Source organism: Paenibacillus taihuensis (assembly GCF_003386535.1).
Lineage (GTDB): Bacteria > Bacillota > Bacilli > Paenibacillales > Paenibacillaceae > Paenibacillus_Z > Paenibacillus_Z taihuensis.
Map to the genome: position 1 here is coordinate 72,097 of NZ_QTTN01000022.1, position 12,680 is coordinate 84,776.

A 12,680-nucleotide genomic window follows, 5' to 3' on the forward strand; every position below is an offset into this window, starting at 1 on the left:
AAGGATGACATCATGGAAGAGAAAGAACAACAAGGAAATTGGAAGCAGCTGGTTCGGCTGATCGCTAGGACGAAGCCGTCGAAGGCCATGCTGATTACTGCGATATTGATGAGCTTGGCAGGAACGGGAGTATCGCTCCTCATCCCGCTATTTACGAAAAATCTCGTCGACGGATTTTCGCTGAGCAATTTGAGCTGGAAGCAGCTAACGGTGTTCGGTGGCGTGTTTGTATTGCAAGCGGTCGTGAGCGGCTTTGCCAGTTTCATGCTGAACGTATCCGGGCAGAGAATTGTGGCGAATTTGCGAGACCGGTTATGGAAGAAGCTGCTGGTGCTCCCGATTCCGTACTACGATAGCAACCGGACGGGCGAGACGATTAGCCGTATGACTAACGACACCGGCATCGTGAAGCAGCTTATTGCTGAGAATCTCACGAGCTTCTTGTCCGGCATTATTAGCGTGATCGGATCGGTCATCGTCTTGTTCTATATGGATTGGCAGATGACTTCTGTCATGCTCGGCGTAATCCCGATCGCAGCGTTATTCATGGTACCGCTTGGCAGACAGATGTACCACATCTCCAAAGGGCTGCAGAAGGAAACGGCATCGTTTACGACCACCTTAACGCAGGTGCTGTCAGAAGTGCGCCTTGTAAAATCGATGAATGCAGAACGTAGAGAGTATGCAGCGGGCAATAAGTGGATTAAAAGCTTGTATCAGTTTGGAGTCAAGGAAGCGAAGATTCAGGCGTTAATTGCTCCGCTTATCTACTTCGTTATGATGATGCTGCTTGTTGTCATCGTTGGGTATGGCGGTATGCGTGTTTCCTCTGGCGCACTTAGTGCAGGTGAGCTCGTCGCATTCATCCTCTATTTGATCCAAATCGTAATGCCGATGACGCAGATTACGACGTTCTTCACGCAGTTCAAGAAAACAGTCGGTGCGACTGAGCGGATCGGCTCCATCCTCGATTCGCCTGAAGAGGATCACTCTGTAGGCAAACCGGTTGGTGAAGGGGCTAAGGCCATTACAATCCATGATTTGAGCTTTGGGTATGGCAATGGTGAACCTGTGCTGACGAATCTCGATTTCCGTGTCGAGCCTGGCACAGTGACGGCGATCGTCGGACCAAGCGGCGGCGGCAAAACAACGCTGTTCTCGCTGCTGGAGCGTTACTACGAACCGACCGGAGGCACGATCAAGTATGGCAACGAGGCGATCGACAGCTTCAACCTTCGCGAGTGGCGCAGCCAGTTTGGGTACGTGTCACAAGAGAGTCCTCTAATTGCAGGGACGATCCGCGAAAATATCTGCTACGGTATCGAGCACGAAGTGGACGATGCAGAACTTGTGAAGGCGGCGGAGATGGCATACGCACACAACTTTATTAGTGAGCTGCCAGAGGGTTATGATACAGAGGTTGGCGAGCGCGGCATTAAACTGTCGGGCGGCCAGCGGCAGCGGATTGCAATCGCGAGAGCGCTGCTCCGCGATCCGAAGATACTGATGCTCGACGAAGCGACGTCAGCGCTGGACAGCAAGTCCGAGGTCGTTGTGCAGGAAGCGCTGAAGAATCTGATGGCGGGCCGCACGACGCTCGTTATCGCACACCGGCTGTCAACGGTCGTCGACGCGGATCAAATTATTTTTGTGGAGAAAGGCAAGCTGACGGGAAGCGGTACGCATGATGAGCTGCTGGCAACGCATCCGCTATATCGCGAGTTCGCAACGCAGCAATTACGATTACAAGTTGCAGAAGTCGGAGAATAAGCGTAGTCTTGTCGGACAACCAAAGTGTATAGTGGAATGTGCACCAAATTATAACGGTATTAGACTTTAGGAGGAACAAGCTCTTGCAAACGAAATTTTTGAAACCTCTATGGGGAATGGAAGGCACATACCGCGAGATGTTTACCCGCATTAAAGCAGCAGGCTTTGACGGAATCGAAACACCGATGCCGGATGCGGCTGAAGAATCGGAGTTTAAAGAGCTTCTTCAAGAATTCGGTCTTGACTTTGTACCGCAAATCTTCACAGGCGGACCTGACCACGCTGCAAGCTTCGCCGAGCAGGTCGAGCGCGCAGTATCCTTCAAGCCGCTGTTCGTAAACTCGCACAGCGCACGTGATTCGATGACATTTGAACAGCAAGTGGACTTCTTCGAGAAGGCACTTCAAGTTGAACGTTCGACTGGCCTGATGGTCGGTCATGAAACACACCGTCAGCGCGCGATGTTCACGCCTTGGACGACAGCTCGTTTGCTCGAAGCATTGCCTGAGCTGAAGCTGACTGCGGATTTCAGCCACTGGACATGTGTATGTGAATCGCATCTGGAAGAGAATCAAGCAGATATCGCGCTTGCCGTTTCCCGTACGCTGCACATTCATGCTCGCGTCGGTTACGCAGAAGGCCCGCAAGTTCCGGATCCATCCGCGCCGGAATATGCAACAGAAGTTGCGCTGTTCGAAGGCTGGTGGAAGCAAATGATTGAGGCTCGTGCCGCGCAAGGTCAACAGTTCGCTTATGTTGCGCCTGAATTCGGCCCTCCAGGCTACCTGCACACATTGCCGCATACGAACGTGCCGGTTGCAGACCTGTGGGAAGTAAACGACTGGATCTACAGACGTTTCCGTGAAAATGTAAAGCAGTGGGTTTAATCGAAATCGAGAAAACCCATTCTCACTGATAATTATTATCACTGTTGGCTATACTACGGTATAGAGGGACAGGATGAGCCGCCTCGGACAAGGCGGCTCATTGTTTTACTTCCACATTAAATTTTCGGCTCGAAGGTTTTGCAGTCTGTCTCTTCCGAGTTTTTCGCATTCTGACCGCGATTGTTCACAACATAGATCGACGATGCATTGCAGTTATTGCCTGCTGCCCAATACTTGCAGGAATTTACTTCGCACAGTACGTCTTTTGCCATAGAGATCACCTCCATTCTAATTTAGGATGGACGTTTTGACATGCCTTTTATACTCCATACGAGAAGATTATTGCCGGTGTAAGGTTTGAGCGGCTATGATGGGGATATCATTTCTGTAGAAGGTAAGAGGCGAACATGCGATGCGAACAGTTGTAAAATGGGTCTTATACGGATTAATTGTCGGAATACTATCGGGCTCTGCTTCAGCGCTGTTTCTGGCAGGGCTTGATTATGTGACGGATGTAAGAGAGTCGCATAAGTGGTTATTGTTTCTTCTTCCGCTTGGAGGAGCGGCCTTCAGCTATGGGTATATGAAGCGGGGCGGTGCCTCTTCACGGGGCAACAATCTCATCGTGGAGCAGATCCGGAAGGATCAGCCAGGTGAGTATGAACGCGTGCCGCTGCGGATGGCGCCATTCATTCTGCTTGGCACTTGGGTGACGCACTTGTTCGGCGGATCGGCTGGACGGGAAGGAACGGCCGTACAGATGGGCGGCAGTTTGGCAGAGCTCGCGGCGAGGTGGGTGAGAGCGGATGCTGCGGATAGACGGATTTTGTTACTATGCGGAATAAGCGGCGGCTTCGGAGCAGTCTTCGGTACGCCGCTTGCCGGCGCTGTGTTCGCACTTGAAGTGGTCACGATGGGAAGGCGTGTTGCTTACAAAGCGATCATCGCCGTCGTCATTTCGGCTTTTGTCGGTGATTGGCTGACACGGGCATACGGGATCAAGCATCTCGTCTACAGTATGGGCATTATTCCTACATTCTCGGTCGTGCTTCTGTTGAAAGTAGCTGCGGCAGGGATCGGTTTCGGACTTATGAGCTGGCTATTCGTGATGGGAATCAAATCGCTGAAGCTGGTCTTCAGCCGATATGTGGCAAATGCGCCTCTTAGAAGCTTCATTGGCGGAGCTGCTGTAATTACACTTGTCTATATTGCCGGAACTCGGACGTATCTCGGTCTCAGCCTGCCATTGCTTGTGCAGTCGTTTCATGAACAGCTGCCATCGCTGGATTTTGCATGGAAGACGGTATTTACTGTTATTACGCTCGGTTCGGGCTTTCTTGGCGGAGAAGTTACGCCGCTCTTCGTCATTGGCGCTACTCTAGGCAATGCGCTCGCGCCTGTGCTGCATCTCAGCGTTCCGTTCCTCGCCGGGCTTGGCCTTATCGCTGTGTTCGCCGGAGCTTCCAACACACCGCTCGCCTGCATCGTGCTTGGCTATGAGCTGTTCGGCGCTTCCGGCATTGGCTATATGATTGTTGCTTGTCTCATCAGCTATATGTTCTCCGGCCATGCCGGCATCTATGAGTCGCAGCTGCTCGGCGTGCCGAAGCCGCGCATGTTTCTGCGTATACCTGGCGCATCGCTGCTGCCTGGTTACGCGAATTCAAAAAAGAAGGGAAGAACCGCTCCTCATTAGAGCGATTCCTCCCTTCTTTTTTATAGCTTTCGCTTGCTTTCAAACACTAGTTGACGCGGCGTGCTGTCGTGTAGTGCGAGCTCCACCAGCTGGAGTTCAGGCTGGAGATGACGACACCTGGCTTGCCGTACGTGTGCAGGATTTTGCCGTTGCCGATATAGATCGCGACATGGTGAACTGGCTTGTAGAAGAAGACCAAGTCGCCTGGCTTCAAGTTCGAGCGGCTTACATACGAACCGACCTTCGATTGGCTGTACGAAGTACGAGGCAGCGTGATGCCGTACTTCTTGTACACATATTTCGTAAACGTGGAACAGTCAAAGACGCGTGTAGTGCTTGTGGATGCGCCGAATTTATATGGTGTTCCCAAATATTTTTTACCTGTGCTGATGATACCCGATGCTTTCGATGCGGAAGTTGCATGTACTGGCGTTGCTTGCAGCGCGACTGTACCGCCCATCAATAAAGAAAAGCTAAGCGTAACGCTCATGAGTAGCTTGCTCATATTTGTCTTTTTCATAATTGGTTCCCCCTGTGATGAATGTGATAGGACAAATGACCTAATTGCACTATATCACAAGAAAAATTACCAGCATTTACTGTGTAAGCGGATTCCTAAGCAATAGCAAGGGTTTCACGCAAAGTATGAGAATTCCATTAGAAAATCTTCATTCATCGCATATTGACAGGCTCTCTCGAATACTATCATGGAATGGGCAATTAGCTTGTTGAAAAGGGGCGTCTACCGCGATGGTTTACTTCTACTTTGCAAGCATTGCAGGCATAGTCGGCTTGTCCGGTTACTCCATCGTTCGGACGCGGCTGCGAAGCGCGAAGCTAAGCTGCATGGCAGGCATGATGATCGCAATGACAATTGCGATGATGGCCAGCGTATCCGTGGGCACTATAATAGGAATTCTTTATCCGCATGATTTGACGTCTCCAACTGTTCTTGCCGTGCTGCTTGGCATCGTTTGCGGATATATGGCGGGTAAGCCGGTAAGCGCAATGGCGGCGCTGGACGGAATGCTCGCAGGCATTATGGGAGGCATGATGGGCGCGATGCTCGGGGTAATGCTCGGCAGTCATCCCGAGATGATGGCCGTGTTCATTGATGTCGTTTTTCTGTTCATTCATGTTGTGCTTCAGCAGCTCATTCGTGAGGAGTCGCGCGGATCGGGGGAAGAAACAGCTGCAAAAGTGAAGGAAAGCGTGTTATTTCACCCTTATGTATTCGCCTTCGGCATCTTCATCTTGGCAGCGGTGTTTCTGTACCAAATTTAGTTTAGGCTGTTGTACCCGAAATAGATGTCTCCCGGTCAAACACCCAATCCATCAGCCCCTTCTGTACATAGGTTAAAGAGTACTCAATACTCCAGGAGGTGCAATGCTCATGTCCGGTCATGTTGGTGGAGCTTTCACGAGCGCAGGCTCGATTCTCGTACTGTTTATCCTGCTCGTAATTGTTATCTGCGGTTGCTTCGGCGGTGGCGGTTTAGGCGGATACGGCGGCGGCTATGGCCCTGGTAATATGCCAGGCAACGTAGCTGGTGTCGCAAGCCCAGGTCCTTACAAATACTAATCTTAATAAAGCAAGGGAAGGTGCTTCGCGGGTCTAATCGGCCTGCGAGGCGCCTTTCTTTTTGCTCGGTTGTATACCCCCTGGTGGTATGATATAGTTCGAATAGAAGGAGGTGGCGCGTGTGGAAAAGCATGAGGAAACCACCAAGCTGACAGCGGAGACAGCGGAGAGTGCGGAGTCGGCAGAAGAAGCAGGGAAGTCGTGCGAGGGTCACCAGCATTCGCATCGGAAGAGCGCGCATTCGGACGAAGTGAAGAGCAAGCTCATTACGCGGCTTAATCGGATCGAAGGGCAGATCCGCGGGCTGAAAGGGCTAATCGAGAAGGATACGTACTGCGATGATGTCTTGAATCAGATCGCCGCAGCCCAATCTGCACTGAACAGCGTAGGGAAGCTGCTTCTGGAGCATCATATGAACAGCTGCGTCATTGATCGCATCCAGCAAGGGGATCATGATGTTGTGAAAGAGCTGCTGGTCACGATGAACAAGCTGATGAAATAAAATCCTGCGGTCAAGGAATGGGAACTTACTCCGCAGGGTTATTTTTTCGCCTATTGAAATACCCCCATGGGGTATGTTAAGGTGATAATAAGATATACCCCATAGAGGTATATGAACTGTGCAAAGGATTGAGTGTTATGGCGACAACGACTTCGACTTCGACTCAGAAGACGACGCTTCAAATAAGCGGGATGACCTGCGCATCATGCGCAACGCGCATCGAACGCGGGCTGTCACGCATGGATGGGGTAACAAGCGCTTCGGTGAATCTAACGATGGAAACCGCAAGCGTAGAATATAACCGGGCCGTTGTTGATGTGGATGCTGTCATCACCAAGGTGGAGGGGCTCGGATTCCAAGCAGAGGTGAAGCGGGAATCGAAGCCGCCTGCAGAGCTGCGTCAAGCGGAAATCCGCAAGCTGCGATACCGGCTGATCGTATCCGCCCTGCTGTCACTGCCGCTGCTGCTTGCAATGGCGGGGCACTTCTCCTTCACTGATTTCATACCGCTGCCTGAATGGCTGATGAATCCATGGTTCCAGCTTGCGCTCGCGACGCCGGTACAATTCTATATCGGCGGACCGTTCTACATAGGAGCGTTCAAAGCAGTACGCGGACGAAGCGCGAATATGGATGTGCTCGTTGCGATGGGCACGTCAGCCGCGTACTTCTACAGCCTCTATGAAACGGTGGCATCCATCGGCGGTGGCATGCATAGGTTGGAACTGTACTATGAAACAAGCGCGCTGCTCATCACCTTCCTGCTGCTCGGCAAGCTGCTCGAGGCGCTGGCGAAAGGTCGATCCTCGCGAGCGATCAGCGCACTGATCGGGCTGCAAGCGAAGACGGCGACTGTGATTCGCGCTGGGGTAGAGCTTGTTGTCCCAGCGGAAACCGTCGTAACGGATGATATTGTGATCGTGAAACCGGGTGAGCGGATTGCCGTAGACGGAATCGTCACGGAGGGCAGCTCATCCGTGGATGAATCGATGCTGACCGGCGAGAGTATTCCGGTTCATAAGGTCGCAGGCGAACCGGTTATCGGCGCGACGGTGAACGGCACCGGCACGATGCGCGTTCGGGCGACTAAAGTGGGCAAAGACACGGTGCTCGCGCAGATCATCCGGATCGTGGAAGAGGCGCAAGGTTCCAAAGCGCCGATTCAGCGAATCGCGGATGTGATCTCGAGCGTGTTCGTGCCGATCGTCATCGGGCTCGCGCTGCTCACGTTTCTCGCGTGGCTGTTTCTGATCGAGCCGGGCGATTTCGGCAGTGCGCTGCGCACCGCAATCGCCGTGCTTGTCATCGCTTGTCCGTGCGCGCTCGGTCTGGCGACGCCGACCTCGATTATGGCAGGCTCCGGCAGAGCGGCGGAGCTTGGCATCCTGTTCAAGGGCGGCGAGCATCTCGAACGGGCGCATCGGATCGATGCCGTGCTGCTCGACAAGACCGGCACAGTGACGGAAGGGCGGCCGGTGCTCACCGGTTACAAGGTCGAGCCGGGGTTCAGTGCTGGAGATCCGCAAGAGCAAGAGCAGCAGCAGCAGCAGCAGCTTCTCAGCTGGATCATGACAGCCGAGAGCAGCTCCGAGCATCCGCTTGCCGCCGCCATTGTGAGCGGCTTGGCTGAGCGGGGCATTGCTCCGGCGGCCGGCGGCGCGCAGCAGTTCCGCGCGGTGCCGGGCTTCGGCATCGAGGCGGTTGTCGATGGCCGCAAGGTCGTCATCGGCACACGCCGTTACCTTGCCTCGCATGAAGCCTGGGCACCCGCGTCGGCGCTTGCGGACGCGGCGCAGCTGGAACAGGGCGGCCAGACCGTCGTGCTGGCCGCTGTCGACGGCGTCTACGCTGCGAGATTGGCGGTCGCCGATACGGTGAAGCCGACGTCGCGAGCTGCAGTTGCTGCGCTTCGGCAGCTTGGCCTGCAGGTGATGCTCATCACCGGCGACAATGCCGCTACGGCGCATGCGATTGCGAAACAAGCAGGGATTGATCAAGTACTTGCCGAAGTGTTACCTGAAGGCAAGGCGGATCAAGTAAAAGCGCTGCAGCAGCAAGGTCTTAAAGTCGCCATGGTCGGTGATGGCATTAACGACGCACCAGCACTCGCGACAGCGGATGTTGGGATGGCTATGGGCACAGGCACTGATGTGGCGATGGAAGCAGCGGATATTACGCTTATGCGCGGCGACCTGAGCAGCATTCCAGATGCGATTGCCATCAGCCGCAAGACGATGGTGAACATAAAACAGAATTTGTTCTGGGCGCTGGCCTATAACGCAATTGGTATCCCCATTGCTGCAGCTGGTTTGCTCGCGCCGTGGGTAGCTGGCGCCGCGATGGCGCTAAGCTCCGTATCGGTTGTACTGAGCTCGCTAAGGCTGCAGCGGTTTCATCGATAAATTTTTGAAATAAGGAGAGGTTACTCATGACAAGTACGATTCAAGTGAAGGGCATGTCCTGCCAGCACTGTGTAAACAGTATTGAAGGTGCGCTGAAGAAGAAAGGCGTATCGGCTAAGGTTGATCTTCCGGCTGGCCGCGTGACGGTCGATTTCGAGGAGAACAAGATTTCGATGACGCAAATTAAAGAGACGATTGAAGATCAAGGCTTCGACGTCGTATAACTACCGTGCCGATGGGCAAGCGGCAATAGAGCTTGCTTATGCACATGCGCATGCACTTGCATCAGGTAAATGCAGGCTAATCCTAAGTGGGGTTAGCCTTTTTCATGCCAAATATGCTATTATGAAAGCTTCATCATTGCAATTGGAGGCTTATTTTACGTGAATCCATATCCGTTTGATTTTGACCCGAAGGAGTCGTTCGTCCAGCAAGCCAGTGATTGGATTGCGGACGTTTTCTATGAGCGACTGCCGGAGGCAGGCTTTGAGCTTCGAGATGAACAGATTTATATGGCATTTCAGCTGGAACGTGCTTATAACGAGAAGAAAACGATTTTTGCAGAAGCGGGCGTCGGAACTGGCAAGACGTTCGTTTATTTGCTTTATGCCATTAACTATGCCAGATATACACGCAAACCGGCGATTATCGCCTGTGCTGATGAGTCGCTGATTGAGCAGCTCGTGAAGCCGGAGGGGGATATCGCGAAGCTTGCGCAGCACCTCGGTCTTACAATCGACGCAAGGCTCGGCAAATCGATGAACCAGTACATCTGCTTGAACAAGCTGGATGAAGCGCGCGCTGGCTTCGAGGATATGGAGCTGTACGAGGATATGTACAAGTCGCTCCCTGACTTCGTGAACAATCCGGGTACGATGAAAGCCTTCTATCCGTACGGTAATCGGAAGGATTACGCGCATTTGACGGACGAGCAGTGGGAAGGAGCTGCTTGGGATGTGTTTCAGGATTGTCTCGTGTGCAACCGTCGTCACCGCTGCGGACAGACGCTCTCTCGCGAGCATTATCGCAAGGCGGCGGACATCATCATCTGCTCGCATGATTTCTATATGGAGCATGTATGGACGTACGAAGCGAGGAAGCGGGAAGGACAGATGCCGCTCCTACCGGAGCACAGCTCTGTCGTATTCGACGAAGGCCACTTGCTGGAGACGGCAGCGCAGAAGGCGCTTACGTACAAGCTGAAGCACCATGTGTTTGAATCGATCATTACCCGTCTGCTGCAGGGCGAAATCCGCGAGGAGCTTGCAGTTACGATTGATCAAGCGATTGAACAAAGCGAGTACTTGTTCCAATTGCTAGCTGAGAGCAGCCGTGCTGTTGCGGCGTCTCATCGCAAAGAGGTCGTGATGTCGGACGAGCTTCTGCGTGAAGTGAACAAGTTCGGCGCTGTTCTTAGCGCGATTGAGGAAGAGCTGGTCTTCGAGAGCGGCATGTTCACGATTGAGCCATATCAGCTCACGATCGTGGAGGAGCATATCGAGATGCTTCAGCTTGCGCTTAATCTGTTCAAGCAGCCGCGCGGCTTGATTTCGTGGGTGGAGGAAGACCACGAGGGCATCACGCTCGTCATTATGCCGAAGCTCGTGAAGGAAATCCTGAGTGAGCGGGTATTCTCCAAAAATATGCCGATCGTCTTCTCGTCTGCAACGTTGTCGGTTGGCGGTTCGTTCAATTTCATTGCGGATAGTCTCGGCGTTCAGGACGCACTCTCCTTCTCCGTTGCTTCGCCTTATGATTATGAGCAGCAGATGGAGGCTTCTTTTGCCATCACGGAAGAATTGGCTCTGAAGCACAAGCTGACCTTGGAGAGACTGCAGAAGTCAGAGGGACGAGCGCTAATATTGTTCAATTCGAAGGAAGAGCTGCAGCAGTTCAAAACCGATACAGCCGGAATCTCGGGCTACAGCCAGTATCGCTTCTTGTTCGAAGGGACGTCGGAAATTAGCCATCTCATCTCCGCATTCCAAAATGACGAGCCTAGCGTGCTATGCGCCGTTACGCTGTGGGAAGGTCTCGATATTCCGGGTCCATCGCTGTCGCAGGTCATTATGTGGTCGCTGCCGTTCCCGCCGAACGATCCTGTATTTGCTGCGAAGCGCAGAGATGCCGAGCATCCTTTTGCAGCCGTAGATATGCCTTATATGCTGCTTCGTTTGAAGCAAGGTCTGGGGCGGTTGATCCGCGGACGCGAGGATGCGGGCATGATTACGATCTATGGCAAGGAACTGGATGACCAGCAAGTGATGGAGCGGGTGAAGGGTATTATGCCGGATGGTGTCGAGCTGCATCGGTTGTAAGGTTACGGCGTCAGCCATAGCCTTCCAGAATTGACATCTAATATTGCGGACTCTACAATTTGAAATAGAATAGGCTTAATAGAGAAGGATGGGAAGAACGATGACGCAACCGATGAAGAAATCTGCCTACAAAAGCCAGCGTAAAGCTGAGCAGGAGCGACTTGAGAAGCAGCGGAAGCTGATGCGCAAGCTGATCCTGGCGACTGGCATTATCGTTGTATTAGGTATTATTGCCGCTATTATTTTCACGCCTAAGTCTGACCCGACTAATTTTGCTTACGACACGCTGCCTGTTCTTGGCCAGAAGGATGCACCTGTCAAAATCGTTGAATTCGGCGATTATAAATGCCCGTCCTGCCAATATTTCAGCCAGAATGTGAAACCGCAGCTTGAGAAGGAATACATTGACACCGGCAAGGTGTCGCTCTACTTCATGAACTTCCCTTTCATCGGCGAAGACTCGCAGACCGCGGCGCTTGCTGCACAATCGGTATTCCATCAGAACAACGAAGCTTTCTGGAAATACTACGATCTCTTGTACAAGAATCAGCAGGACGAGCACACCGTATGGGCGACTCCGGACTTCCTCGTGAAGCTGGCGAAGGACAACGCGCTGCCGGTTGATTACGACAAGCTGCAGTCGGATATCGCTAATGCGACGTATGAGAAGGAAGTTAATTCTCACGCTTCGACTGCGAGAGCGGCGAAGGTACAGTCGACGCCGACGCTGTTCATAAACGGCAAAGAATTTACAGGTGAATTCTCCGACTACGCTGGAATCAAGAAGGCGATTGACGACGCCCTTGCGGCAGGTACATCCAAATGACGACGAAATCGCCATTGCTCGCGTTCTTTAGTAGATATGCGCTTTATTTGGCGTGGGTCGTCTCTATCGTTGCAGTCGGCGGAAGTTTGTATTTGAGCGAAATTATGAAGTTCGTGCCATGTAATCTGTGCTGGTATCAGCGGATCTTTATGTATCCGATCATCATTCTGCTCGGTATTGCGAGCTATGGGAATGACCGCAAGATCATGAAGTACGTGCTGCCGTTATCCATCATCGGCGGTTCGATATCGTTGTATCATTACTTGGAGCAGCAAATTCCGGCTTTGGCGAAAATGCTTCCTTGTACCGTCGGCGTACCGTGCAGCGAGGACTATCTGGATTGGTTCGGCGGTTATGTGACGATTCCATTCCTGGCGCTGATTGCTTTTGTGCTTATCACGGCGCTGCTTATTAACGGCATTAAGCATGAAGATGCTAGCGTGGAAGATGACGAGGAAGCAGCGGAGTTTGAGTCTGCGGTGAACTAATAATTTGTAGGGCGGCCCTTGTGGCCGCCTTTTTTATTTGAGGCGAGTGGGAGAGGAGGGCATGTAGCTGGTTTGCTGGACTTCATTGGGTAAATGACTCAATCTAACGTTCAAGTAGCTGGTCAGGTGGACTTCTTCAGCTCAAAAAGCTAAGTTTCGGCTAATGTAGCTGGTTTGCTGGACTTCTTCGGCTCTAAAGGCTATGTTTC

13 protein-coding genes are annotated in these 12,680 nt (G+C 52.6%); 11 read left to right on the top strand and 2 right to left on the bottom strand.

Features of this window, described 5'->3' with window-relative positions; translation table 11 throughout:
- Positions 1-12 precede the first annotated feature (12 nt).
- Entirely contained in the window at positions 13-1,770 is a 1,758-nt protein-coding gene (locus tag A8990_RS18255) for an ABC transporter ATP-binding protein (RefSeq protein ID WP_116190478.1), read from the top strand.
- 83 nt (positions 1,771-1,853) lie between these two features.
- On the top strand, positions 1,854-2,657 hold the full coding sequence (locus A8990_RS18260; RefSeq protein WP_245996086.1) for a sugar phosphate isomerase/epimerase family protein: 804 nt from the start codon (positions 1,854-1,856) through the stop codon (positions 2,655-2,657).
- Between the two features lie 116 nt (positions 2,658-2,773).
- Here the strand turns inward: A8990_RS18260 and A8990_RS18265 are convergent, their stop codons facing one another.
- The gene (locus A8990_RS18265; RefSeq protein WP_116190479.1) at positions 2,774-2,929 is read right to left on the bottom strand and encodes a DUF1540 domain-containing protein; all 156 of its coding nucleotides are present in this window, start codon (positions 2,927-2,929) and stop codon (positions 2,774-2,776) included.
- Between the two features lie 140 nt (positions 2,930-3,069).
- On the opposite strand from A8990_RS18265, the gene A8990_RS18270 reads away from it, so the two are divergent.
- Positions 3,070-4,353: a voltage-gated chloride channel family protein gene (locus A8990_RS18270; RefSeq protein WP_116190480.1), complete on the top strand. Its 1,284-nt coding sequence runs from the start codon at positions 3,070-3,072 to the stop codon at positions 4,351-4,353.
- A gap of 46 nt (positions 4,354-4,399) precedes the next feature.
- Here A8990_RS18270 and A8990_RS18275 read toward each other — a convergent pair whose 3' ends face one another.
- Positions 4,400-4,873: a C40 family peptidase gene (locus A8990_RS18275; RefSeq protein ID WP_116190481.1), complete on the bottom strand. Its 474-nt coding sequence runs from the start codon at positions 4,871-4,873 to the stop codon at positions 4,400-4,402.
- Positions 4,874-5,103: 230 nt separating this feature from the next.
- Here A8990_RS18275 and A8990_RS18280 point away from each other — a divergent pair, with 230 nt between their 5' ends.
- The 8 genes from A8990_RS18280 to A8990_RS18315 all read left to right on the top strand — a co-directional run bounded on the left by A8990_RS18280 (position 5,104) and on the right by A8990_RS18315 (position 12,471).
- Positions 5,104-5,637, top strand: coding sequence for a hypothetical protein (locus A8990_RS18280; RefSeq protein WP_116190482.1), 534 nt, complete (start codon positions 5,104-5,106; stop codon positions 5,635-5,637).
- 109 nt (positions 5,638-5,746) lie between these two features.
- Positions 5,747-5,935, top strand: a complete 189-nt coding sequence (locus tag A8990_RS18285) for a hypothetical protein (RefSeq protein WP_116190483.1) — start codon at positions 5,747-5,749, stop codon at positions 5,933-5,935.
- 121 nt (positions 5,936-6,056) lie between these two features.
- Complete coding sequence (locus A8990_RS18290; protein WP_245996088.1) at positions 6,057-6,437, top strand: metal-sensitive transcriptional regulator; 381 nt, start codon at positions 6,057-6,059, stop codon at positions 6,435-6,437.
- A gap of 137 nt (positions 6,438-6,574) precedes the next feature.
- The gene (locus A8990_RS18295) at positions 6,575-8,839 is read left to right on the top strand and encodes a heavy metal translocating P-type ATPase (RefSeq protein WP_116190484.1); all 2,265 of its coding nucleotides are present in this window, start codon (positions 6,575-6,577) and stop codon (positions 8,837-8,839) included.
- A gap of 26 nt (positions 8,840-8,865) precedes the next feature.
- Entirely contained in the window at positions 8,866-9,063 is a 198-nt protein-coding gene (locus A8990_RS18300; protein WP_116190485.1) for a copper ion binding protein, read from the top strand.
- Positions 9,064-9,222: 159 nt separating this feature from the next.
- The gene (locus A8990_RS18305) at positions 9,223-11,157 is read left to right on the top strand and encodes an ATP-dependent DNA helicase (protein ID WP_116190486.1); all 1,935 of its coding nucleotides are present in this window, start codon (positions 9,223-9,225) and stop codon (positions 11,155-11,157) included.
- A 100-nt stretch (positions 11,158-11,257) separates the two neighbouring features.
- Positions 11,258-11,983 (top strand): DsbA family protein, encoded by a 726-nt coding sequence (locus tag A8990_RS18310; RefSeq protein ID WP_116190487.1) that lies wholly within the window; start codon positions 11,258-11,260, stop codon positions 11,981-11,983.
- A complete protein-coding gene (locus A8990_RS18315) occupies positions 11,980-12,471 on the top strand; it encodes a disulfide oxidoreductase (RefSeq protein ID WP_116190488.1) in 492 nt (163 codons plus the stop codon). The genes A8990_RS18310 and A8990_RS18315 overlap by 4 nt, the downstream gene beginning before the upstream one ends.
- Positions 12,472-12,680 lie beyond the last annotated feature (209 nt).

What these genes read in the sequence shown, in the direction of transcription:
- A8990_RS18280 (WP_116190482.1), top strand. Translation starts at nt 5,104, where the DNA reads ATGGTTTACTTCTACTTTGCAAGCATTGCAGGCATAGTCGGCTTGTCC.
- A8990_RS18300 (WP_116190485.1), top strand. Translation starts at nt 8,866, where the DNA reads ATGACAAGTACGATTCAAGTGAAGGGCATGTCCTGCCAGCACTGTGTA.
- A8990_RS18310 (WP_116190487.1), top strand. Translation starts at nt 11,258, where the DNA reads ATGACGCAACCGATGAAGAAATCTGCCTACAAAAGCCAGCGTAAAGCT.
- A8990_RS18270 (WP_116190480.1), top strand. Translation starts at nt 3,070, where the DNA reads ATGCGAACAGTTGTAAAATGGGTCTTATACGGATTAATTGTCGGAATA.
- A8990_RS18255 (WP_116190478.1), top strand. Translation starts at nt 13, where the DNA reads ATGGAAGAGAAAGAACAACAAGGAAATTGGAAGCAGCTGGTTCGGCTG.
- A8990_RS18275 (WP_116190481.1), bottom strand. Translation starts at nt 4,873, where the DNA reads ATGAAAAAGACAAATATGAGCAAGCTACTCATGAGCGTTACGCTTAGC.
- A8990_RS18285 (WP_116190483.1), top strand. Translation starts at nt 5,747, where the DNA reads ATGTCCGGTCATGTTGGTGGAGCTTTCACGAGCGCAGGCTCGATTCTC.
- A8990_RS18295 (WP_116190484.1), top strand. Translation starts at nt 6,575, where the DNA reads ATGGCGACAACGACTTCGACTTCGACTCAGAAGACGACGCTTCAAATA.
- A8990_RS18315 (WP_116190488.1), top strand. Translation starts at nt 11,980, where the DNA reads ATGACGACGAAATCGCCATTGCTCGCGTTCTTTAGTAGATATGCGCTT.
- A8990_RS18265 (WP_116190479.1), bottom strand. Translation starts at nt 2,929, where the DNA reads ATGGCAAAAGACGTACTGTGCGAAGTAAATTCCTGCAAGTATTGGGCA.